At 56.4% G+C, this 23948-nt stretch carries 20 protein-coding genes and 1 pseudogene; 16 read left to right on the forward strand and 5 right to left on the reverse strand.

All coding sequences use genetic code 11. From position 1 onward, the window contains the following. Positions 1-101: 101 nt before the first annotated feature. From AC0Z7K_RS00005 to AC0Z7K_RS00020, 4 genes and pseudogenes are all read right to left on the reverse strand, one after another. A pseudogene (locus AC0Z7K_RS00005) lies at positions 102-350 on the reverse strand (Arm DNA-binding domain-containing protein); the annotation flags it as partial. A 571-nt stretch (positions 351-921) separates the two neighbouring features. Next, positions 922-3504 carry an autotransporter family protein gene (locus tag AC0Z7K_RS00010; RefSeq protein ID WP_485612207.1) on the reverse strand — a complete coding sequence of 861 codons (2583 nt, stop codon included), beginning with the start codon at positions 3502-3504 and terminating at the stop codon, positions 922-924. 86 nt (positions 3505-3590) lie between these two features. Further along, positions 3591-3752 carry a hypothetical protein gene (locus AC0Z7K_RS00015; protein ID WP_485612208.1) on the reverse strand — a complete coding sequence of 54 codons (162 nt, stop codon included), beginning with the start codon at positions 3750-3752 and terminating at the stop codon, positions 3591-3593. Between the two features lie 285 nt (positions 3753-4037). Next, a complete protein-coding gene (locus tag AC0Z7K_RS00020; RefSeq protein ID WP_485612209.1) occupies positions 4038-5456 on the reverse strand; it encodes a NarK family nitrate/nitrite MFS transporter in 1419 nt (472 codons plus the stop codon). A 376-nt stretch (positions 5457-5832) separates the two neighbouring features. Between AC0Z7K_RS00020 and narX the strand changes: the two genes are divergently transcribed. The 10 genes from narX (at position 5833) to AC0Z7K_RS00070 (ending at position 16145) form a co-directional block, all read left to right on the forward strand. After that, the gene (gene narX / locus AC0Z7K_RS00025) at positions 5833-7623 is read left to right on the forward strand and encodes a nitrate/nitrite two-component system sensor histidine kinase NarX (protein ID WP_485612210.1); all 1791 of its coding nucleotides are present in this window, start codon (positions 5833-5835) and stop codon (positions 7621-7623) included. Next, entirely contained in the window at positions 7620-8270 is a 651-nt protein-coding gene (gene narL / locus AC0Z7K_RS00030; RefSeq protein WP_112169481.1) for a two-component system response regulator NarL, read from the forward strand. The genes narX and narL overlap by 4 nt, the downstream gene beginning before the upstream one ends. Positions 8271-8424: 154 nt before the next feature. Next, entirely contained in the window at positions 8425-9186 is a 762-nt protein-coding gene (fhuF, locus tag AC0Z7K_RS00035) for a siderophore-iron reductase FhuF (protein ID WP_485612211.1), read from the forward strand. A gap of 116 nt (positions 9187-9302) precedes the next feature. Beyond that, positions 9303-9626, forward strand: coding sequence for a hypothetical protein (locus AC0Z7K_RS00040; RefSeq protein WP_413528740.1), 324 nt, complete (start codon positions 9303-9305; stop codon positions 9624-9626). 221 nt (positions 9627-9847) lie between these two features. Then, the gene (locus AC0Z7K_RS00045) at positions 9848-11167 is read left to right on the forward strand and encodes an MFS transporter (RefSeq protein ID WP_413528739.1); all 1320 of its coding nucleotides are present in this window, start codon (positions 9848-9850) and stop codon (positions 11165-11167) included. Between the two features lie 3 nt (positions 11168-11170). After that, positions 11171-12025, forward strand: a complete 855-nt coding sequence (locus AC0Z7K_RS00050; protein WP_413528738.1) for a MurR/RpiR family transcriptional regulator — start codon at positions 11171-11173, stop codon at positions 12023-12025. Positions 12026-12089: 64 nt separating this feature from the next. Continuing rightward, positions 12090-13196 (forward strand): iron-containing alcohol dehydrogenase family protein, encoded by a 1107-nt coding sequence (locus tag AC0Z7K_RS00055; protein ID WP_485612212.1) that lies wholly within the window; start codon positions 12090-12092, stop codon positions 13194-13196. A gap of 329 nt (positions 13197-13525) precedes the next feature. Then, complete coding sequence (locus AC0Z7K_RS00060) at positions 13526-14950, forward strand: cytochrome ubiquinol oxidase subunit I (protein ID WP_413528736.1); 1425 nt, start codon at positions 13526-13528, stop codon at positions 14948-14950. Between the two features lies 1 nt (position 14951). Continuing rightward, the gene (cydB, locus tag AC0Z7K_RS00065; protein WP_485612213.1) at positions 14952-15959 is read left to right on the forward strand and encodes a cytochrome d ubiquinol oxidase subunit II; all 1008 of its coding nucleotides are present in this window, start codon (positions 14952-14954) and stop codon (positions 15957-15959) included. A 39-nt stretch (positions 15960-15998) separates the two neighbouring features. After that, the gene (locus AC0Z7K_RS00070; protein WP_413529014.1) at positions 15999-16145 is read left to right on the forward strand and encodes a DUF2474 domain-containing protein; all 147 of its coding nucleotides are present in this window, start codon (positions 15999-16001) and stop codon (positions 16143-16145) included. Positions 16146-16219: 74 nt separating this feature from the next. Here AC0Z7K_RS00070 and AC0Z7K_RS00075 read toward each other — a convergent pair whose 3' ends face one another. After that, positions 16220-17131, reverse strand: a complete 912-nt coding sequence (locus tag AC0Z7K_RS00075; RefSeq protein ID WP_413528734.1) for a cation diffusion facilitator family transporter — start codon at positions 17129-17131, stop codon at positions 16220-16222. Positions 17132-17394: 263 nt separating this feature from the next. Here AC0Z7K_RS00075 and AC0Z7K_RS00080 point away from each other — a divergent pair, with 263 nt between their 5' ends. The 6 genes from AC0Z7K_RS00080 to AC0Z7K_RS00105 all read left to right on the forward strand — a co-directional run bounded on the left by AC0Z7K_RS00080 (position 17395) and on the right by AC0Z7K_RS00105 (position 23938). Continuing rightward, positions 17395-18582, forward strand: coding sequence for an HlyD family secretion protein (locus AC0Z7K_RS00080; protein ID WP_413528733.1), 1188 nt, complete (start codon positions 17395-17397; stop codon positions 18580-18582). Next, the gene (locus AC0Z7K_RS00085) at positions 18579-20147 is read left to right on the forward strand and encodes a DHA2 family efflux MFS transporter permease subunit (RefSeq protein ID WP_485612214.1); all 1569 of its coding nucleotides are present in this window, start codon (positions 18579-18581) and stop codon (positions 20145-20147) included. The genes AC0Z7K_RS00080 and AC0Z7K_RS00085 overlap by 4 nt, the downstream gene beginning before the upstream one ends. 187 nt (positions 20148-20334) lie before the next feature. After that, positions 20335-21906, forward strand: a complete 1572-nt coding sequence (locus AC0Z7K_RS00090) for an efflux transporter outer membrane subunit (protein WP_485612845.1) — start codon at positions 20335-20337, stop codon at positions 21904-21906. A gap of 7 nt (positions 21907-21913) precedes the next feature. Then, positions 21914-22921 (forward strand): magnesium/cobalt transporter CorA, encoded by a 1008-nt coding sequence (gene corA / locus AC0Z7K_RS00095; protein WP_413528730.1) that lies wholly within the window; start codon positions 21914-21916, stop codon positions 22919-22921. A gap of 166 nt (positions 22922-23087) precedes the next feature. Further along, positions 23088-23507: a hypothetical protein gene (locus tag AC0Z7K_RS00100; RefSeq protein ID WP_485612215.1), complete on the forward strand. Its 420-nt coding sequence runs from the start codon at positions 23088-23090 to the stop codon at positions 23505-23507. 173 nt (positions 23508-23680) lie between these two features. Then, on the forward strand, positions 23681-23938 hold the full coding sequence (locus AC0Z7K_RS00105) for a copper-binding protein (RefSeq protein WP_485612216.1): 258 nt from the start codon (positions 23681-23683) through the stop codon (positions 23936-23938). The last annotated feature ends 10 nt before the right edge of the window (positions 23939-23948 follow it).

A 23948-nucleotide genomic window follows, 5' to 3' on the forward strand; every position in this document is an offset into this window, starting at 1 on the left:
ATCGGATCTTACGCATAGCGATCTCCTCAGGTGACGTAATCAGTATGTCGGAAGATCTCTAAAAGTGAATGGTTCGGTTAAGCGGGATACTTACACTCTGACGGATTACCGCCTTCTTCCAGAACCCTGCGTAACTTTATGTTTTCGTCGCGGGCTTCCTTCAGGCTCATGCCAGGATAGGTTCCAATGTCGAGTCGGCGCTGCTTACCCGCCAGCATGTAGCGGATCTGAAAAACCACCTTCCCTTTGCTGCTTATCCTCGCTGACAGTCCGTCACGATCTGACTTCTCCGTGACAGACGCAGACTCCTTTCCTTGCACGGAACGCAAGAAACTATCCGTTAGAGCCATATGCTTCCCCAGTTAGTACATAGAAATAATTCGAGTGGGGAAAACATTAGATTATGTACTACTGGGTGTACATAACTTTCAGGTGGGTTTAGTGATGAATCGTGAGTTTGAGTTGGTATTGATGGGGATAATAAGTGATCGTATCTATATGTGGCGGGGGTTTTCGTGAGGATGAATTAGGTGGGATGATTTTGAGGTGGTTAACGCATGATTACATGAATAGATGAGCTGTTTGATGTCCAAAATTTTTATTTCATTGAGTTAGGTGAGTAATCTGGAATGCAGTGTGAACGGATTTCTATTCACCCGGCCGTTTCCAATTAATGCATAACGCATGATATCCCACATTGGAGACATTTGTTTTTCCGGATAACTCAGAACCCCTGTCGCAGAACGCATTTTTCACGCATCTCCCTTTCGCATAACTCAAATTAAATGGCGTTAAGGGTATCTATCTGCGTACATCGGCCTAGTCTGGGGTTAGCGTTAAAATATTTAACGCAACAATGTTCTGATGTTTTTGCGAATGCAAACCGGCCAGTGAGCCGGTTTTTTAATGTCCGCGACGGACTTACCAGATTATTTTCACCCCCAGATTACCGCTGACATCCTGCCGGTGTTCGCTGTCATCGTCGCTGGTATGACTGACGGCTGAGTAAAGTTCAATCTGGCGGCTCAGGCTGGCGGCGACGCCGACGCCGACTTCCAGTGCCGTACTGCCTTCGTCCTGACTCAGGGTGTCATTACCCAGCGTGACGGTGCTGGTGCCGTTGAAGTCGTGCCACAGGTTGACTCTCACGAACGGCATCAGGCGTTTCCCCAGCTCGCCGTAGTTCCCCTGCAATCGTGCGCCGACGCGCCCGGTGTAGGTGGTGTCATCGCTGTAATGAATGTCTGAAATGCTGTCGGAGCTGTCATCGAGATTCAGCCGCTGGGTGATGAACTGCGCCTGCGGTTCAAGCGACCAGTTATCCGCGATCGGGACCGGATAGCCCGCCTCCAGCGAAGCCGACCAGAGTTTACCGCCGATGTCTGCGTCCAGCCTGCGCCCGGAGGTGGTTGACCCGTTCAGCCAGGTGTGAACCAGCACCGCATCCACATACGCCAGTGAATCCCAGTGATGCGTCCAGTACACGCCTGCGCTGTTGCCTTCCAGCGTCAGATCTCCGGCCCAGGCGTCGTGGCGACCATTGACAAACCCTTTCACATTGCCTTTTGCACGGGTATAGCCATAGAACACACCGGCGTTATCACGATTGCCCGCCAGCAAATCCTGCCCGACCTGAAGCCCGGCGTAATTGCCGTCGAACGCCGGTGATGTCGCGCCCGACCACGATTGTTCACTGTGAACACCAAAGGTTCGCGCCCAGCCGGCCGCCTGACCCTGGGTGTTCACCTCGCCCTGCCGCTCGTGGAATGTGCTGATCTGATGCAGACCTATCTGCTGCGCCAACGGTGCGACCGCCTGATACAGCGGCGCTTCCTGTCGGTAGAGCGGAACGAGAGTGCCCACCGGCGGCGCGGTTGGGCCGACCGGCGACGTCACCGGTGGGATCTCAGGCGGCGTGCCCGGTGTCGTCACCGGCGGGATTTCAGGAGAAGTCACCGGTGGTGTGGTTGGCGGCGTCACAGGAGGATTTACCGGTGGCGTCACAGGCGGGGTCACCGGCGGCGTGGTCGGCGGGACGATCAGTGAATTACGCAGATACCAGCCCTGGGCATCGTCGCTGCTGCCGCGAAACAGCAGATACTCGTAGGCACCGGCGGATACCGAGCCGCCCGCCAGCACAAACGCGCCGGTTGTGGTGGTCGCGCCGTTGGTGGCTTCGACCAGCATAATGCCGGAATTCAGCGTTGCGGCGCCCGTCCCGCCGACGTTCGTCACCTGGATCTGCGTGCTGCCGCTCGCCTGCCCGCCGGAAATCACCAGCCGGTCTGAGGCCGAATCATCACCGTTGAGCACGGTTTGCAGTTTGAGTACGCCGTTGTTGCCAACGTAATTGCCATTAATCGTCAGCCGGTCCGCAGTGCTGTTGCCGCCGTTGGTCAGGTCTATCGTGCCGGCGTTCGTGACGCTGACGTCATTTTCGCCGCTAAAACTGGCGATACTTGCGGCGCTCTGACCACCCGCCAGTAAAGCGCTGGTGGCATCAATACTGACGCTGCCGGTTCCGCTCTGCGCATCCCCCATAACCAGCGGTGTGTTGAGGGTCAGTTGCGCCGCGTTTTGCAGCAGCAGGCTTTCCCACTGGATAAAACGTGATGGCTGGCTGAGCCGGGCGTTATCGAGCGTCAGCCGGTCGTTACCGGTGCCACCGTCGAGAGCGGGCATTGCCGTCAAACTGCTGTCGTCCATATTGATCAGTGTTGCGGTGTCGTCGCCTGCGGCCATCTCTACCGAGCCGGTGATCGCACCGCTGTTTTGCCAGATGAAGGTGTCGGTGCCACCGGAAAACTGCACCGCGACGCCGTTGCCAGTGAGATCGCCACTGTTAATCAGCGTGCCGTTGTCGTCGCTGTCGAAATGCACGGCGCGCTCATTGTCAGAGGTGATGGAACCGGTATTGGTGATAGTCGCGACGCCGTAGTAGCTGTCTATCCCGTCGCGCCACGCACGGATTTCACCGTGGTTAGTCAGCGTGCCGCCCGCCGTCGCCAGCACGCCGCGCGCGGCGCTGCTGGTAATGTTGCCATCCGCCGCGTTGGTGAACGTCCCGGCATTATCGAAATACACGCCGTTGGCGAACAACCCCGACGTCGTGATCGCTCCGGTGTTGGTGACGCTCCCAAGCTCGGTGCCACCGCCTGCGTTAATGCCGTTCGCCGCGCGCCCCTGCGTGACGATTGTTCCGCGGTTATCGAGAAGATTCCCGTTGCCGTTCACTTGCATGCCGGAGGCGTTGTCGCCGGTGGTACTAATGCTGCCGGTGTTGGTCAGCCGGTTGCCGGTGCCCTGCGCAAACATCCCCGTTGAGCCCGCGCCTGACGTGGAAATCATGCCCGCATTGGTCAGCCGATTATCACCAACGTCGGTGGTCGAGGCTCTGAAGCTTATCATTCCGCTGGAATCATCCCCTGAGGTGGTGATCATCCCGCCGGACTGATTGATGGCCTGATTGTCGGTGCCAGAAATAAAGAGTGCTTCGGATTCCACGCCCTGCGTGTTGATAGTGCCGAAATTCTCAATGACATTGCCGGAAAGGCGGGAGGATATGCCGTCAAAACTGTCGTTGCTGATATTCAGCGTGCCACGTTGAAAACTGAGCTGTTGCTGTAGATCAGCACACCGTTTTGATCGCTTAAATTCAGAATAGTGCCAATGCCAATATTCACCGTGACATTGTCACTTCCCAACGCCGCCGTGACCCCGTCACAGAAGGATTCGGCGTGCTGACCGAGCACGTCACGCTCTGGCCGGACGTGGGCTGGGTGATATCACACCCCGCTAAGACCGTCCCGGAAAAGCCCAGGCTTATCAGGCTGGTCAGGAGCGTCCTGCAACAGTTCACCGAAGAAATCTTTTGCTTCTTCATTCCCTACCCCCGCCAAACACGACAGCTTTGTCTAATTTGCGTTAAGGATAGTAAAAAAATAATACGTTGGTGGGAGAGTACAGGCGGGATTTGTGTGGCATAACAAAGGGGCCGAAGCCCCTTTAAGTTATTTTTTCCTTTCGCTTTCGCTGACTCAGTTTTTGACCTGTTTGGTCGCAAAACCTTTATTCAGCTTACGCCAGTACACCAGCCAGGTGATCAGCGCACACACCACGTAAAACACCAGGAAGACTTTCATCGCGCCAGCCGGTGAGCCGGTCAGCGCCAGAGAGGTGCCAAAGGCTTTAGGGATAAAGAACCCGCCAATCGCGCCAATGGAAGAGATAAAACCGAGTGCCGCAGCGGTATCGGTCACGGCTTCGCGCAGGGCTTCGTCGTCAGTTGCGCCGCGCGCTTTCGCCTGATCGGTGGTCAGTTTACGGAAGATCACCGCAATCATCTGGTAAGTTGAACCACTTCCCAGACCGGCCGTCAGGAACAGCACCATGAATACCGCGAAGAAGGCCGGGAAGTTACCGCCCACGCCGTTGACCGGCAGGGTCAGGAACAGCAGTCCGGCGAAGATGGCCATCAGGATGTAGTTCACCAGCGTCACACGGATCCCCCCCAGACGGTCGGACAACATGCCACCTGCAGAACGCGCCAGTGCACCGAAGAACGGACCGAAGAAGGCGAATTGCAAGATGTTAACGTCCGGGAACTGGGTTTTGGTCAGCATCGCGAAACCGGCGGAGAAGCCGATGAACGAGCCGAATGTCGCCAGATACAGAACGCTCATGATCCACAAGTGACCACGTTTGAGCACCGGTAGCTGCTGGCGGATCGACGCTTTTGAAGACGCCAGATCGTTCATACCAAACCACACGGCAATCGTCCCGACAACCAGGAACGGTACCCAGATCCACGCGGCGTTTTGCAGCCAGATATCTGAGCCATTAGCCAGCGTTTGTTTATCGCTGAACGCAGCAAACACGCCAAGGGAGATAACCAGCGGAGCAACCAGCTGCATCACGCTGACGCCCAGATTACCCAGACCGCCGTTGATACCCAGCGCGCCGCCCTGTTTGGCTTTCGGGAAGAAGAAGCTGATGTTAGACATGCTGGAGGCGAAGTTCGCGCCGCCGAAGCCGCACAGCAGTGCGATGATTAAGAAAGTGTTGTAGGAGGTGGTGATGTCCTGCACCGCAAAGCCCAGCCATGCGCAAGGCAGAACCAGGAAGATAGTGCTAAGCGCCGTCCAGCGACGTCCGCCAAACAACGGGATCATAAAGGAATAAGGCACGCGCAGCAGTGCGCCGGACACGGACGGGATGGCGGTCAGCATAAACAGCTGATCGGTGGTGAAGTTAAACCCGACTTTGTTCAGGTTTACGGAAACCAGGCTGAACAGCATCCAGACGCAGAAACCCAGTAACAGGCACGGCACGGAAATCCATAAATTTCGGCTGGCGACTTTATGGCCGGTCTTTTCCCAAAATGCCGGGTCTTCCGGACGCCAGTCCTGCAACAGGCGGGACGGTTTTTTCGTCGGTGAAGCGGATGTGTGTGACATAAGAACCTCGAGTTGAAGCGCGTTATTGTTGTAATGGTTGAGTTATGTCGCACACACTAGGTAGAGCACCGCTTAGGGATGTTGATGCAAATCAACGCAACAGCAGGTGGAAAAAGGCGCTAAAATCATCCCAGACCCTTTGTGAGTATCGGGCTGCTTTCCAATAAACTGCTACTATTCATCAAGTTGATGACTTAATCCTTTGCCTGCCCCCTCAGGCAGCACTTGCAGGGAAATAAAGGAGTAATCACAAAGAGGTATAGGGAAAGTCATCCGGATCATAAAAAATGCCCCCCATTACACTGCGGTTATCTCAGCACTAAGCGGTATATAACCAATTACTTAACGCTTTTTACAGCCACCGGAAACCCGATCCATGCTTAAACGCGCCCTGCCTTCTTTGTCGCTGGTCAGCCAGATTACATTGCTGATGCTGCTGCTCGGCCTGCTGGGCATTGGCGGCATGAGCATGGCAGCGTGGATGGCGGGCAGTATCGAAGGCAACGCACACGCTATCAATAAGGCCGGATCGTTGCGTATGCAGAGTTACCGGCTGCTGTCGGAAGTACCGCTCAGCGGGAAAAACACCGCTTACATTCGTCAGATGGAAGTCGATCAGAACAGCGCCGATCTGTTGCAGGCGGTCGAACGTGAAAACCTGCAACCACAGTTTCTTGCACTGCGTAATTACTGGCAAACCACGCTGCGCGATCAGGTGCTGACGGCCAAACGTCCGCAGGATATTTCCGCCAACGTCGCAGTGTTTGTCGGCCAGCTCGATGTGCTGGTCGCCACTCTCGAACACAAAACCGAATACCATTTACAGCAGATATCGCTTATCCAGCGTGCGCTGGTGGCGGTGACCCTGTTCCTGCTCGCCGTCACCATCTGGTTCCTGCGCCGCCACCTGCTGATGCCGTGGCGCAACCTGTTATCGCAGGCCAGCGCCATCACCGCCGGCGATTTCAGCCATCGCTATCAACGCAAACGCGTGGCAAATGGTGATGCGCACAACGAGATGGATATTCTGGGCGACTCGCTCAACAGCATGTCCCTGGCGCTGGCGGAAATGGTGGATAATCTGGCGCAGCGCGTGGCGGAAAAAACCGCCGATCTGCAACAAAAAAATCAGGTGCTGGATTATCTGTACCGCGTCAGCCGCCAGCTGCACACCAGCGAACCGCTGGACGTGCGGATGGAGCCGGTGCTGAAAGAGTTGCAGTCTCTGACCCCGCTGAGCGGAGTTCAGTTGCGTCAGTATGAGAACAACAGCGCCGAAGTTTTTAACGAATTCAGTAACGCATCGCCGCGCCAGCCGGTCAGCCCGAAGGTCGGGGAACACGCGGATGAAAACGGCGAATCACTGAGCTGGAGTTTGCGCGATGAGCGCGAGAACTACGGCGTGTTGCTGGCGCAGCTGCCACCGGGCCAGCATCTGGACGACGATCAGCAACAGCTGGTGATGACCCTGCTCGAACAGCTGACCAGTACGCTGATGCTGGCGCGGCAGGCAGAACATCAGCAGCAACTGATGCTGATGGAAGAAAGATCGGCCATCGCCCGCGAGCTGCACGATTCGCTGGCGCAGTCGCTGTCTTGCCTGAAAATTCAGGTCGCCTGCCTGCAGATGCACGCCGAATCGTTTTCCGAAGACGACAAAAATCTGTTAAAGCAAATGCGTGATGAGCTGAGCACCGCGTACCGTCAGCTGCGTGAACTGCTGACTACCTTCCGCCTGACGCTCAACACGCCCGGCCTGCGTGCCGCGCTGCAACATACCGTCGATGAATTCTCGCGCCGCATGGGGCTGACGGTCGGTTTTGATTATCAGATACCGCCACGTTCCGTACCCGCCAATCAGGGCATACATCTGCTGCACATCGCCCGCGAGGCGCTGAACAATGCGCACAAACACGCCAAAGCAACGCAGGTTTCGCTTTCCCTGCATTGCGATGACACAGAGATCACCATGCGCATCTGCGACAACGGTCAGGGCATTGATCAACACGCCGAACGGCAAAATCATTATGGCCTGATCATCATGCAGGATCGCGCCAGTACCTTACACGGCAGTTGCCGGTTTGACCGGCGCCCGGACGGCGGCACTGAAGTTGTGGTGCGTTTCCGCCCGGAAGCCCTGCCCATCAATCCCCAGGAGCAAGTATGAACGACATCACCCCTTCCACCATTTTGCTGATTGACGATCATCCTATGCTGCGTAACGGCGTCAAACAGCTGATAGCACTCGACACCAGCCTGCAAGTCATCGGCGAAGCCAGCAACGGCGAACAGGGCGTCGAGCTGGCGAAACAGCTCGATCCCGACCTGATCTTGCTGGACTTAAACATGCCCGGCATGAACGGGCTGGATACGCTGGATAAGATGCGCCAGACCTCGCTTTCCGGGCGTGTGGTGGTGTTCAGCGTGTCGAATCATGAAGATGACGTGGTGACGGCGCTCAAGCGCGGTGCCGACGGTTATCTGCTCAAAGACATGGAGCCGGAAGATTTGCTGACCGCGCTGCACAACGCCGCCGCCGGTAAGATGGTACTGAGCGAAGCCCTGACGCCAGTGCTGGCCGCCAGCCTGCGCGAAAGCCGTCCAAGCGGAGACAGGGATATTCAGTCACTGACGCCGCGCGAGCGTGACATCATCAAGCTGATTGCCGAAGGTCTGCCGAACAAGATGATCGCCCGCCGTCTGAACATCACTGAGAGCACGGTGAAAGTCCACGTTAAGCATCTGCTGAAAAAAATGAAACTTAAATCCCGTGTCGAGGCGGCAGTTTGGGTACTGCAAAGTAACGTGCTGTAAGCCTTTGCTTTACGGCGGGGCACAGCCATTGCGCCCCGCTGCGTGCGCGGTGTGGCGTTTTGTGCAATCTAAATCGAAATCATTACTATTCCGCTTCAATATTCGCTACTCTACCCCCATGATTTATAGCGCCGAATCCCATTCGACACCGACAATGCAAAGACTTCTCGACAGTTTCCGCGATACGCCCGTCAGTTGGGTGGCGGACACCTTCAAACCGCTGACACCGCTGGTGACCAACGCAGTGCCGATGTCGCACCTGACCACGGCCGAAGGCTGCGCCAGCGTGCTCAAACGCTATCTGGATGCCAACGCTGCCGACGCCGCGCAGTGCGACAAACGCCGTGCGCGGATTTCGATGTGGTCACAATGGTACTTCGCCACCCTGTTGCCGAGCTGGGTCATCGTTTCCCTGCGCCACGGCTGGCAGTTGCCTATCGCTGCGCAAAATGTCTATTTGTGCATGCAGGAAGAGGGATTACCGGCGCAAATTTATCTCGACGGCGAGGGCGAAGCGCTGACGTCCGCCGAGCCAATGGCGCGGTTTGATGTGATGATCGAGCAGCATTTGCGCCCTGTGTGTGAAGCGCTGGCAGAATTCTCCGGTCTCAAGCCGGGTATTTACTGGAGTAACGCGGCGATCCGCGTCGGCTGGGGCGTTAAACAGGCGGAGCTGGCGAACGCGGATATCTCTGACGGCATGGCGCTGATGGAATCCCGTGAGCTGCGCTGGGGCGGTAAAAATCCGCTGTTCCAGCCGCTGCGCCCGGAAAACCCTGCCGATCCCGACAGCCCGCAATACCGTAAACAGTGCTGTCTGCGCTACGATCTGGCAGATCACGCGATGTGTCCTTCCTGCCCGTTATTGCTAGCAGAACGTAAATCCGGCAAAAGACGCAAAACGATGGCGGAGTAATTTCTAAATCCGCCAAAGGCTTACAAAACCTGACTAAGCTTAGCGTTAAAAATCATTGGATCTTAACCGCAGATAATTATAAGAATTAGGTTATATAGACCAAGGAGGTATTCATCATGACTATGAAGAAATCGACGCTCAACTCGCTGGCCTCAGACGTGCTTGACACGCTGTCGCAACCCGTTAACCGCGTATGGAATATGTTAACTGGCACTCAGCAGCCGCTCAGAGCAAGGATTGTTCACCGTTATGCCGTTCCGTCTTCGCGCACCATCAGCGTGGCGGAGGGATTCTTCGGGTTTATCCCGGTGGAATCTTATGAAAACGAGCGTTTCATACTGGAAGTCGCGTACGCCGACAAGCAGTATCAGGTAGAAGTGCCACGCGCTTATTACCAGAAAAGTAACATCGGCGATGGGATCGACATCCACACGCTCTGACCCTTTTCACTCCCCCCTTTTATTGCACAAACATTCCGCAGACAGGCGATGCTTCCGGGCATCGCCTGTTTTGTTTCATCTGCGTATTCCTCTTTAAATTCGGTTCAACCCCACAGATTTCGCTTTTATTTTGTTCAGTAGATGAAAATTATTGACATAATGATCACCTGAATTTAGAAAATTATTTACATTTCCTATCTGCTCATGACCTGAGGTTATTGATGACCAGCCAGACTTCCCCTGCTGTAGCCAGCGCCAGTCAGTCCCGTCGGGCACTTGTTGCCGGTTCCGTCGGCAACTTTATCGAATGGTACGAATTCGGTGTGTATGGTTATCTGGCGACGCTTATCGCCGGTAATTTCTTTACGCTGGAAGGCCAGACCGGCCTGACCGGCTTGCTGCTCACCTATGCCTCTTTCGCGCTGGCATTTTTCTGCCGTCCGATTGGCGCGATTATTTTTGGCCGCATCGGTGACCGCATTGGTCGTAAACCGACGCTCATCGCCGTGGTTTTACTGATGACCGTCGCCACCGCCATCATTGGCCTGCTGCCGACTTATGCCCAGATCGGCGTCGCGGCACCGCTCTTACTGACGCTGATGAGGATGTTTCAGGGGCTATTCGCCGGAGGTGAATTCGGCGGCGCAGTCTCGCTGATGACCGAGTTCGCCCCGAAAGGCAAACGCGGGATTTACGGCGCCTGGCAGTCGTTCACCGTCTCCTTAGGTTTACTGACCGGCGTCGGGCTGGTGGCGATTCTGGTTCAGACACTGCCCGACGCGCAGATGAAAGATTGGGGCTGGCGTATTCCGTTCCTGCTCGCCCTGCCGATGGGGCTGGTAGCGCTGTGGCTGCGCCTCAAACTCGATGAAACGCCAAGTTTTGTGGCGAGTAAAAAGCCGGAAGTGAAAGCGCAAAAAACCGCTGCTGAGAAAGCCTCTGCCGTGGCCACCGCCAAAGCCATCGCGCTGGGGATTGGCCGCATGATGGGCTGGTCGGCGGGCGGTTATACTTTCCTCGTCGTAATGCCTTCTTATCTGCAAACCTCGCTGCACGCCACGTTTTTACAGGCGCTGGTCGCGACGGTATTGGCGAATGTCGGTTTTGCTATAGCAATCCTCCCTTCTGGCTGGCTGAGCGACAAAATTGGCCGTAAAAAAGTGATGATGGCGGCGGTGCTGGCGGTGATTATCCTCAGCTTCCCGCTGCTGCATCTGTTGCAAAATCCGGATAGCAGCCTGCTGGCGAAAGGTGTTGCGGTGCTGATCGCCGGGGCAACTATCGGCATGATTGCCGGACCCGGCCCGGCGATGCTGGCGGAAATGTTCCCGACCCGCGTGCGTTACACCGGCCTTGGTTTATCCTATTCGCTGTCAAACGCGGTGTTCTCCGGCTGCGCGGGTCTTATCATCACGGGTCTTATCAAAGAAACCGGCAATCTGGATATTCCGGCCTATTACGTGGTCGCAACCTGCATCGTCAGCCTGTTTGCGCTCATGACGCTGCGCAAAGATGACCATCTGCGCGAACTGGATAAATAACCGATGAGCGTGATGAATTTACAGTCGCGCTTAGCGGCGCTACAGGGAAGTTTTTCACAGGCTGAACAGCGGGTGATCACCCTTATTATCAGCGATCCGCCGGGCATCTCCCGGCTCGGCGTGGCGGAACTGGCCCGACGTGCTGCGACCAGCACCGCCACTGTGGTGCGCGCCAGCCGACGGTTAGGCTTCGAAGGTTATCCCGCGCTGCGGCTGGCATTAGCCGCCGAACTTCCACGCAAAGCGCCTGCCGGTGAGCCGCTGGTGGCGGATATCGGCGAGGACGACACGCCGAAACAGATCCTGCATAAACTGCTGGCATTTGAAGTGGAAGGCGCAAGTGCCACGGCGCAGTTGCTCAGCGGTGAAACGCTGGAGCAGGCGGTGAGCGTGCTGGCGCAGGCCAGACGCATCGATGTGTACGGCGCAGGCGCATCGGCGCTGGTCGCCCAGGATTTCTGCCAAAAGCTGCGCCGCGTTGGCGTCATCGCCCAGACTTACGGCAGCACCGATGAAAGTCTGGTCAGCGCCTGTCAGCTCACCTCTGCCGACGTCGCGCTGGCGATTTCCCACTCGGGCGAAACCACCGGCGTTCTCGATGCGCTTTTGCAGGCGAAATCCGCCGGTGCCAAAACGCTGGCGATCACCGCGGGCGGACGTTCTCCCCTCGCCCGCAAAGCCGACGCCGTGCTGCTGACCAGCGGGCGCGAGCTGGGTTTCCGCGCCGCCGCTATGGCCAGCCGCACCAGCCAGTTGCTGATCATCGATTGTCTTTACATCGGTATCGCCCAGCGGTTACCGGGCGCGCGCGATGCCCTGCGCAAAACCCACGACGCCGTCCGTCAGCGCCGCCGCTGAATTTCCGGCGATCCTTAAGAGGCCTTCTATACTTCTTAAAACACTGCGTTTTCTGAGGGCTTCTATGTTCACCCACCGGTTGGTATTTCCTGCCAGCGTCCTGCGCGGGCGCGGGGCGATTAAGCATTTGGGCGCGATGTGCGGACGTCTGGGACAGCGCGCCATGCTGGTCGGCGGCAAACGCGCGATTGCCAGCGTCGAGGCGAAAGTCGCCGACCAGCTGGAACAGCAGATGGTCAGTTATCTTGGCAACGAAGTGTTTAACGGCGAATGTTGTCAGGAAGAGATCAACCGGCTGGCCGACATTTTCCGCACGCAAGGGGTGGAAGTGATCATTGCCACCGGCGGCGGCAAAGCCATCGATGCCACCAAAGCGGCGGGCGTTGCCTGCAATGTCCCGGTCGTCACTTTGCCGAGTATTGCGGGGACCTGTTCCGCCGTTACGTCGCTGACGTTTCGTTATCATCAGGACGGCCAGTTTCGCGATATGTACCCTCTCCCCTGCGGCCCTGCCGCTGCGGTTATCGACGCCGATCTTCTCGCCACCGCCCCGCTACATTGGTTGTCAGCGGGCATCGGCGATACGCTGGCGAAGTGGTACGAATACCGCGCCATCAGCGATCTCAGCCAGCTCACCGGCCTGGCGGGCGTTGCCCGCACCAACAGCGAACTTTGCTACACCCTCATCGAACACTTCGCCGCTGACGCCTGTTTTGCCGTGCAGGAAGGCAAAGCCAACAACGCGCTCGAGCAGGTTCTTGACGCGATTTTTCTCTATGCAGGACTCACCTCAATCATGAGCAACGGCGCGCACACCGGCGCGGCACATGCCTTATACGAAGGTTTCACCGCCTGCGACAAAACCCGCCACGTCGCACACGGTCTGCTGGTCGGCTATGGGAATTTATGCCTGCTGGCGCTGGAGGGCCGCAGCGACGAAGAGTTGCTGACCGCGATTGCCCTCGCGCAGGCCAGTGCCGTTCCGACGCAGTTATCTCAGCTTGCCGGGGGGATCACGGAGGAGGACCTGGCAGTAATTATTGACCGGAGCCTGAGCACTCCGGATATGGGGAACATGCCGGGGGAGATTGAATTTGGCGCAATTCGGCGCGCAATAGACAGGGTCGAACAGTTATCTTTGCGGGGAGCCGCAGCGAAGGACGGAGATTAAACTCAAGATCAACGTCAAGATTTTGAGCGTCGGCATATCAGCGCCAGATACTGGCGGTTTTAAATGCTGGCCGAGTACCGCTTAACATAGCCTTTGGCCGCGTTCAAAAATCACGCCGGAGGAAGAAGTGGAAAAAGACGCGAGTCCAAAAGTCGGCGAGCCCTCCAAACTGTTATATATATTCATCACCATACTGTATCTGTTATACAACCGCTCTCCATGTTTCAATCTCTCCCCTCATTAAATTCCCTATTTTGAATAAATTTTAACCATCCTGGTTCAACCACCTATGATTGGTTAAAGGGCTCACCTGCAAAAAAAGAGGTTTTATGTTTGGTCTGGATGCCTTTGAGCTGGCACGTATACAGTTCGCCTTCACCGTTTCATTCCACATTATATTTCCGGCTATCACCATCGGGCTGGCCAGTTTTCTGGCCGTGCTCGAAGGGATGTGGCTGAAAACCAGGAAAGAGGAATATCGCGATCTTTACCACTTCTGGTCGAAAATTTTTGCCGTGAACTTCGGGATGGGCGTGGTTTCTGGGCTGGTGATGGCTTACCAGTTCGGCACTAACTGGAGCTTTTTCTCCTCGTTCGCGGGCAGTATTACCGGCCCGCTGCTGACTTATGAAGTGCTCACCGCCTTCTTCCTCGAAGCCGGTTTTCTCGGCGTCATGCTGTTCGGCTGGAACCGCGTCGGCCCCGGGCTACACTTCTTCGCAACCTGTATGGTGGCCCTCGGGACACTGATGTCGACGTTCTGGATCCTCGCGTCCAACAGCTGGATGCACACGCCGCAGGGTTATGAAATCGTTAACAACCAGGTGATCCCGGTAGACTGGTTTAAGGTGATTTTCAATCCATCCTTCCCCTACCGGCTGCTGCACATGACCACCGCCGCGTTTCTGTCTTCGGCGTTCTTTGTCGGCGCGTCTGCCGCCTGGCATCTGCTGAAAGGCCGCAATACGCCGGCGATGCGCACCATGCTGTCAATGGCGATGTGGATGGCGCTGATCGTCTCGCCGATCCAGGCGTTTCTTGGCGACGCACACGGGCTGAACACGCTTAAATACCAGCCCGCTAAAATCGCCGCCATTGAAGGCCACTGGGAGAATAAAGACAGCGAACCGACGCCGCTGATCCTGTTTGGTTATCCGGACATGAACCGCGAGGAAACCCGTTATGCCCTCGAAATCCCCTATCTCGGCAGCCTGATCCTGACCCACAGCCTGTCGCAGCAAATTCCGGCGCTGAAGTCCTTCCCGAAAGAAGATCGCCCGAACTCAACCATCATCTTCTATACCTTCCGCATCATGGCCGGACTGGGAATGCTGATGATCGTGCTGGGTCTGTGGAGCCTGTATCTGCGCTGGCGCGGCAATTTGTATGAGAACAGAGCCTTCCTGCATTTTGCCTTATGGATGGGGCCCTCAGGGCTTATCGCGTTGCTGGCGGGCTGGTTTACCACAGAAATCGGGCGGCAACCGTGGGTGGTATACGGCCTGCTGCGCACCAAAGATGCCGTATCGAATCACGGAGCGATGCAGATGAGCATCAGCCTGCTGCTGTTTGTGGTGATTTACTCGTCAGTGTTCGGCGTGGGCTACATCTACATGATGAAACTGATCCGCAAAGGCCCGCAACCGCATGAAGGACAAAGCAGTGAGCACGGCGGCCCGGGGCAGCATCGCACACCGGCGCGTCCGCTCTCGGCCATCAAAGAATCGCTCGACGATGAAGGTAAAGGAGTCTGATATGGGTATCGATCTGCCGCTGATTTGGTTTTTGATCATCGTCTTTGGCGTGATGATGTACGTAGTGATGGACGGTTTCGATCTGGGGATCGGCCTGCTGTTTCCGCTGGTCAAAGAAGAGCATGAGCGTGACGTGATGATGAACACCGTCGCCCCCGTCTGGGACGGTAATGAAACCTGGCTGGTGCTCGGCGGTGCGGGGCTGTTCGGCGCGTTTCCGCTGGCCTATTCGGTGATTCTGGACGCGCTGGCGATCCCGCTGACGCTGATGCTGTTTGGCCTGATTTTTCGCGGCGTGGCGTTTGAGTTTCGCTTCAAGGCCAGCGCGGAAAAACGCCATGTGTGGGATAAATCATTTATCGGCGGCTCGGTACTGGCGACGTTCTGTCAGGGCGTGGTGCTGGGAGCGGTGATAAGCGGCATTCCGGTGGTCAACCGTGCTTACGCGGGCGGCGCGCTGGACTGGCTGACGCCGTTCAATCTGTTCTGCGGACTGGGTCTGGTGGTCGCTTACGCCCTGCTCGGCTGTACCTGGCTTATCATGAAAACCGAAGGAGCGTTGCAGGAGAATATGCACAGCCGCGTCAAACCGCTGTTGTTCACCCTGCTGGCGGTGCTGGCGATTATCAGCATCTGGACGCCGCTGACGCATGGCGACATCGCCGATCGCTGGTTCACACGGCCAAATCTGTTCTGGTTCCTGCCGGTGCCGGTGCTGGTCGTGCTGGTCTCGGTATGGATGCTGCGGGCAGTAAACCGTCAGGCTCACCACGCGCCTTTTCTGCTGACGCTGGCGCTGGTATTTCTCGGTTATACCGGCCTTGGGATCAGCATCTGGCCAAACATTATCCCGCCGTCGATATCCATTTGGGAAGCCGCGTCGCCGCCGCAGAGTCAGGGCTTTATGCTGGTCGGCGCGCTGTTTATCATTCCTATTATTCTGGTCTATACCTTCTGGAGCTATTACGTATTCCGCGGAAAAGTGACGCCGGATCAGGGCTATCATTGATGAAAGCGAGGTGAAAAAATGAAAAAGCTGATCAGAGAAATGGACCAGGATACCGTCATCAAACAACCGTTCTGGAAACGCGTCGGCTGGATGGCGATGATCTGGCTTTGCAGCGTGCTGGCGCTGTTTGCCGTTGCCTCAGTGTTTAAGCTGCTGATGGCGGCAGCGGGTATGCGCACGCACTGAGTGAAATTCGTAAGATAAAAAAACCTCCGTCATCACTGGCGGAGGTTTTTGTTTTCAGTGAGGCACAGAGTGAATCAGAGCAGCACGTTATCCAGCCGGTCATCGTCGATGCCGTCAGGTTCAAGATGGGCAGTAACGTCAGCGGATTTAAACAGTTTACTGACAGCCATTTCAGCGGCGTCGCCAATTTCATGGCCGATATCGACCGATAACGCACCGTCAACTTCAACGTGGAACTCGACGAATACGCGGTCACCACCGTTACGGGTGCGGATATCATGCACGCCGCGCACGCCCTCAACGCTCAGCACCGCCGCCTTCACCCGTTTGCGATCCACAATATCCAGTTCGCGGTCCAGCAACTGTTTGAGCGCATCCGCCGCCATGCCGCGCGCGTTCCAGATCATATAAAAGGAAATCAGCAGTGCACCGATGGAGTCCGAACGGGTCCAGCCGAGATGACGCTCGAGGATCAACGCCACCAGCACCGCGATGTTCACCGCGACATCCGTGATGTAATGCGCACGGTCAGCGGCGATGGCCGTCGAGCCAGTGCGTTTCACGACGTAAGTTTGCATCAGCACCAGACCGGTCGCGGCAATCGAGCTGCCGATGATGACCCAGATGCCTAAACCAAGCTGCGCCAGCGGTTGCGGATTAATGATACGGCCGATGGATTCGCCGCCGAGCACCAGCCCCGCCGCGCCCAGCAGCAGTGCCTGTACAAACGCCGCCACGGCCTCAGCCTTGCCGTGACCATACCGGTGACCCTTATCCGCCGGGCGCAGCGCGTAGCGTACGCCAATCAGCGTCACCATCGACGCCAGCACGTCCACCAGTCCATCAGCCGCCGAGGTAAGCAACGCAATCGAGCCGGTCGCCGCCCAGGCCCACACTTTTACGCAGACCAGAATCAGCGCCACGCACAGCGACACCAGCGACGCAATACGTGTCAGTCCTTTATAAGAAGGTGCAGGACGGCTCATAGTTTGCCCCACGGAAGTACAGCAGTTTGGGAAGTCATCACAGGAAGTTCCTGAAGCAGAGAATCAACTTTATTTGAAAAATACAAATACCAGCCCTGCATTATACATCCTTTTGACGTTTTCGGAGCTTCCCTATGGTTTGGATCTTCGTGCCCTCACTGAGGTTTATTGACCTATATTTACTTGCATTTACATCAATACACTCTAGGTTAAAACAAGATTTCCTTGTTCCGGTCAGCCCCGCCGATAATCAGAAGAGCATTATGACAAACGATAACCAGCCACAATCTTCCGCGTCGGATGACGCACACACTGAATATGATTCCAGCCAGATTAAATCGGGAGAAGGCCACAGCAAAGATCCCGACAACGAAAAAGACGCTAAAGACAGCGATGAGTCGGAGGCAAAAGGGAAAGGTCCCGGTAAAAAACCGCTGATTATTCTCGGAATTGTCGTGGTGATCATGCTGATTGTCGCGCTGGTCTGGTGGCTGATGACCAAAGATCAGGTCAACACTGATGATGCCTTTATCGAAGGCGATGCCGTCACCATTGCGCCGAAAATCGCCGGGTACGTGACCAGCCTGTCGGTGAAAGATAACCAGTTCGTCAAAAAAGGCGATCTGCTGGTGGAAATTGATCCGCGTGACGCCACCGCGCAGCGCGATCAGGCGCAGGCTCAGCTCGGGCTGGCCGTCGCACAACTCCATCAGGCGCAGGTTCAGTTTGATCTGGCAAAAGTACAATATCCCGCACAGCTCGCGCAGGCCAAAGCGCAGCAAACGCGCGCCGAAGCCAGCCTGATGAATGCCACCGCCGATTTCCGCCGTCAGCGCGGCGTCGATCCGCGTGCCACCACGCAACAGAATATCGATTCCTCTAATGCGCAGGTGCGTTCTGCGGCGGCAGATTTAGAGAATGCCAAAGCGCAGGTGCAGGTTGCCGCTCAGGTTCAGCTGCAAATCCGTCAGGCCGAAACCAACGTCGAAGCCCGTCAGCAACAGGTTGAACAGGCGAAAGCTCAGCTGGAAAGCGCCACGCTGAACCTGTCTTATGCGCAGGTACGCGCACCGTTCGACGGCTACGTCACCAAGCGTAATGTGCAGCTCGGCACGCTGGTGCAGGCCGGTTCGTCATTGTTCTCGGTGGTTTCTAAAGACATCTGGGTGGCGGCTAACTTTAAAGAATCTCAGCTTGAGCGCATGCGTCCGGGCAATAAAGTTGAAATCACCGTGGATGCTTATCCCGATATCAAATTGCAGGGCCACGTTGACAGCGTTCAGCAGGGTACCGGCTCACGCTTCTCAGCTTTCCCGGCGGAAAACGCCACCGGTAACTACGTGAAAATCGTTCAGCGCGTGCCGGTCAAAATCGTCATCGACAGTGGTCTGGATCCGAAACAACCTCTGCCACTCGGCCTGTCTGTTGATCCGACGGTGACCGTCGAATGACCGAAGACCGCAGTTACTGGAAACCCAAGGCTAATCCCTGGGCGGTTGCTGCCGTTGTCACCATCGCGGTGTTCATGGAAATTCTGGACACCACGATAGTCAACGTGGCGCTGCCGCACGTCGCCGGTTCGCTCTCCTCAAGCTACGACGAATCGACATGGGTACTGACCTCCTACTTAGTCGCCAACGGCATCGTTTTGCCGATTTCCGCATTCCTTAGCCGCGTGATGGGGCGTAAAACGTACTTCCTGATTTGTATCGGGATGTTCACCGTCTGTTCATTCCTGTGCGGGATCGCCACCGAACTGTGGCAAATGATTTTGTTCCGCATTTTGCAGGGCTTCTTCGGCGGCGGTTTGCAGCCGATCCAACAATCGGTGCTGCTTGATTACTTCAAACCGGCCGATCGCGGTAAGGCGTTTGGGCTCTCTTCGATTGCCATCATCGTGGCACCGGTAGTCGGCCCGACGCTCGGCGGTTACATCACCGACCACTTCAGCTGGCGCTGGGTGTTTTTGATCAACATTCCGGTGGGAATTATTGCCCTGCTGGCGATTTATCAACTGCTGGAAGACCCGCCGTGGGAGCGTAAAGCCAAAGGTAAACTGAGTATTGATTACATCGGTATCGGGCTGATTGCGCTGGGGCTGGGCTGTTTGCAGGTGATGATGGACCGCGGCGAGGATGACGACTGGTTTAAATCCGGCTTTATCGTTACTTTCGCGGTACTGGCGGCGACCGGGATCGTCGGGGCAATTTACTGGCTGCTGTACGCCAAAAAGCCCGTGGTCGACCTGCGCTGTCTGAAGGATAAGAACTTTGCAGTAGCCGGATTGCTGATGGCCGGTATGGCGATGATTCTCTATGGCAGCTCGGTGGTGATCCCGCAGCTGGCGCAGCAACAGCTGGGTTATACCGCAACACTTTCGGGGCTGGTGATGTCGCCCGGCGCGATACTGATCGTGCTGTCGATCCCGCTGGTGCTGAAACTGATGCCGATTATTCAGACGCGTTATATCATCGCCTTCGGGTTCTTCCTGCTGGCTGCGTCGTTCATTTATTCGGCGCGGCTGACGCCAAACGTTGATTTCGAAACGCTGGTGCTGTTCCGCAGCGCGCAGTCAATCGGCCTCGGGTTCCTGTTTGTGCCGCTGACAACCATCGCGTTTATCACCATTCCGCAGCGCATGAACGCCGATGCCGCCGCGCTGTTCACCATGTTCCGTAACGTCGCCGGATCGATTGGCATTTCGCTGGCGACCGCCGGAGTGACCGAGCGAACGCAGGCGCACAGCGCGCACATGGTGCACAACATGTCGCCGCTCAACGAACAGTTTAACCAGGCCGTGACCAAAAGCGCCGCCGCTATCCGCGATTTTGCCCATGTGCTGGGCGACCCGATGCAGCTTGCCACCGCGCGGATGTATCAGGAGATGGTGTCGCAGTCGCGCATTCTGGCCTACATCGATGTGTTCGGCTATTGCGCAATCGTCGCCGTTATTTTGATCCCATTTTGTTTCCTGCTTTCGCCAGTTAAGAGCGAAGGTAATGCCGGAGCACACTAAGTTGAATACGACCCGGAAGTTAGAGAAAAACACCTCATTGTTGCAAATTATAGTTTGGGGAAAATCGGCTATACCCCACCCCAACCCTCCCCTTCGCAGGGGAGGGAGCGCTCCGTCATTCTGCATTTCCCGCGAGAGCACTTCGGCATTTCGCGCCTCCCCCTGTGAAGTTGGAGGCTGGGAGGGGATATTGCATACCGGCTCCCGTTTACTGGCTTTTTCAGCCCTGACTCTTGCCCTCACCGCCTGCTCCGTTGGCCCGGACTATCAGAAACCGCAGACCGCGACGCCGGGAGCATTTAACGATCTGAGCAAGCCGAAAGACGCCGACGGCGCCTCAGTGGCACTGCCTTCCGAGCCAAATCCGCTGTGGTGGAAAGCCTTTAACGATCCGCAACTCGACAGTCTGGTGACCCGCGCTATTGCCGGGAATATCTCCCTGCAACAGGCGGTGTTACGCATCGCCGGGGCGCGCGAACAGGTGACACAGGCCAAAGGCGCGTGGCTGCCGTCGGTACAGGGCAACGCCAAAGTCACCCGGCAGCAGCTCGGCCTGAAAGGTATTCTGGATTCCAGCGGTGCTTCTTCGCAGCTTAACGATCTCAGCCCGGAAGCCTCGGGAGCTATCGACACCGCCACGCGGCCGGTGGATTTGTATCAGGGAAGTTTCGACGCCAGCTGGGAGCTGGATCTGTTCGGCGGCACCCGTCGTCAGGTCGAAGCCGCCAATGCGCAGACCCAGTCCTCTGTCGAGCAGCGTAACGATGCGCTGGTCTCGCTGGAGGCCGAAGTAGCCCGCGCTTATCTGCAACTGCGCGGTGCGCAAAGTATTACCGCGTCGATTCAAACACAGATCGACGTCGCGCAGCAGACGCTGGATCTGACGCAAAATCGTCAGCAAAACGGTCTTTCGCCACAGCTCGACGTAGAAAACGCCCGTGCCCAGTTAGGGTCCCTGCGCGCCCAGTTGCCGCAGTATCAGGCGCAGGAGCGTCAGGCGATGAACGGGCTGGCAGTATTGCTTGGCCAGACGCCGGGTTCCCTCGATGGCGAACTTGCCGCGCCGAAACCGATGCCTACGCTGCCCGCCGCCGTGCCGGTTGGCGTGCCTTCGCAGCTGGCGCGCCGTCGTCCGGACGTACGCAAAGCCGAAGCCGATCTGCATGCCGCGACGGCCAATATCGGCGTCTCGGTTGCGCAATTGTTCCCGAGCATCTCGCTCACCGGCCAGTTTGGTATGCGTAACACCGACGCCAGCTACCTCGATAACTGGAGCAGCCATTTTTACTCCGTCGGCCCTTCCGTCACCGTACCGATCTTCCAGGGCGGACGGCTGGTGTCCAGCGTGCATCTCTCCCGCGCCCAGCAGGCCAACGCCGCACTGAACTATCGCCAGACGGTGCTGACCGCCTTGCAGGACGTGGATAATGCGCTGGTCAGCTACCGTACCGATCAGGATCAGGTCAGCGGACTGGATCAAACCACCGAAGCCTTGCAGACGGCATTTGATCTGGCGAGCGACAGCTATCGTCAGGGGCTCTCGACCTTTATCAACGTGCTTGATGCCCAGCGCCAGCTGGCGCAGGCGCATCAGCAATCCGCCGAAGCGAAAGTGAAAACCAGCACCGATCTGGTCTCGCTGTACAAAGCATTGGGCGGCGGCTGGGAACCGTATCAGAACGTGGATTTACCGACCTACACCGTGTTTGGCCCGGCGGCGACGCCGGACGTAAAAATAAAAACCACAGCCGGGGAATAACCGCAGCATGAACGATATTGCAACAGAAGAGAAAAAGCCCAGCTGCGATTCAGTGATCAACAGCGTTGCCTATCGCGACGGCAAGCGGTTGCAGGATGTGACCGTTGAGGACATCAGCGAAGTGTTGAAAGAGCCGGACACTTTTGTCTGGCTTGGGCTGTGGCAGCCGGAAGACAGCTACATGCGCAGCGTTCAGGAGGAATTTGGCCTGCATGACCTGGCAATTGAAGATGCACTGACCGCCCACCAGCGGCCCAAAATCGAGCAGTACGGCGAGTCGTTGTTTATCGTCGCGCATACCGCGCAGAAGGTGAAGGAAACCATCGAGTACGGCGAAACGCACATGTTTCTCGGTAAAAACTTCCTGATAACCATTCGCCACGGCGCATCGTCGAGCTATTTGCAGGTGCGCAATCACGCCGAAGAACGCCCGGACATGCTGGTGAAAGGCCCGGCCTATGCGCTGTACTGCATTCTGGATTCCATCGTCGATAACTATCTGGAAATTCTGCACCAGTACACCGAAGAGTTTGATGCCATTGAAAAGCTGATGTTCCAGAACACCTTCAACCAGCAGGCAGTGCAGCAGGTGTACAAGCTGCGTCGCGATTTGCTGTCACTGCGTAACTCCGCCGTGCCAATGGAAGATATCTGTAACCAGCTCAGCCATCATTACGAAGAACTGGTGCCAAAAGGCCTGCGCGCCTATATCCGCGACGTGCAGGACCACGCCAATCAGGTGATCAAAACCACTGACGACATGCGCGAAATGCTCTCCAACGCCATGCATGTGAATCTGGCGCTGGTGTCGGTACATCAGAACGAAGTGGTGCAGCGGCTGGCGGGCTGGGGGGCAATTCTGGCGATCCCGACCGTGGTCTTCAGCCTGTACGGCATGAACTTTAAAAACATGCCGGAGCTGGATGACTGGTGGGGGTATCCGGTGACGCTCGGCGTGACCTTTGTCGGCTGCGTGTGGTTGTACTGGAAGTTGAAAAAGTCCGGCTGGTTATAAATAATCATCGAATAACGTTCACAAGCGAATAACATATTCATCTGTTATTCGCTGCCTTTAATTTTCCTGACTATGTAAACCTGTCTTTATTATATTTTCGCTTCCCTGCTCCCCTCCATTCCTTATATACTCATCCGCATCTTTCCCGACGGAAAATATTTCAGCCATGTCAGTCCGCTTCGCGATTTCACAGTTTATGCATTCACTTCGCTTGCCCGGCAAGCGGGTCAGTGCGTTGCTGTTCGCATTATGCTGGCTCATGCTGAATGCCCAACTGGCGCTCGCCAGCCATCAGTGTGACATGCGTCCGCCGGTGGAAAATACGCAGATGCAGCACAACGAATTTATGCAAATGCCTGATTCAACGGAGCATATGCAGAGTCAGTCGGTGCTGTGCGAGAAGCATTGCGTACCGGAAAGAACCCAGTCCGACGGCAGTTCCTTACCACTGCTGGCGTTGCCCGTCGTGCAAGCACTCGCCCTGACCACCGTGGATGCGCGTGCCGCCGTCACCACCGCCGACTGGATCGCCCCGCCTGTCACCGCCCCCCCAGCCGAAGTCCGGTTCTGTCGATTTAGAGAATAAGTCCCGCTGTCACGGATGTTTTTCTGCATCCGAATTAAATGAAATTTATTTATCAAAATAATGTCATTTTTCATCTAACGACAGTTGGAGTATTTCCCATGCGTATTTTATTTACATCATTATTGTTTAGTCTTTTCTTTATATCTTCTTATTCTCTTGCCGATGCCATGCCAATGGCACACGACCACATGGCGATGCAAAACCTGCAAACGTATGGTTCCGAAGGGGTGATTACCCAATGGCAGTCCGACCGCGTCGGTATTTCTCATCACGCCATCCCGGCACTGAAATGGCCGGCGATGACCATGAATTTCCGTCTGCCGCCCGAAATCAGCCCCAACTCCCTGCCCGCTGGCACGCCGGTGGCGTTCACCTTTGTCAAAACTGAGTCCGCTTATCAGTTACAGACGCTGACGCCGCTGACACGCTGACCGGGAGATT

The organism is Rahnella sp. 1L-D-7-B-C2 (assembly GCF_057290995.1).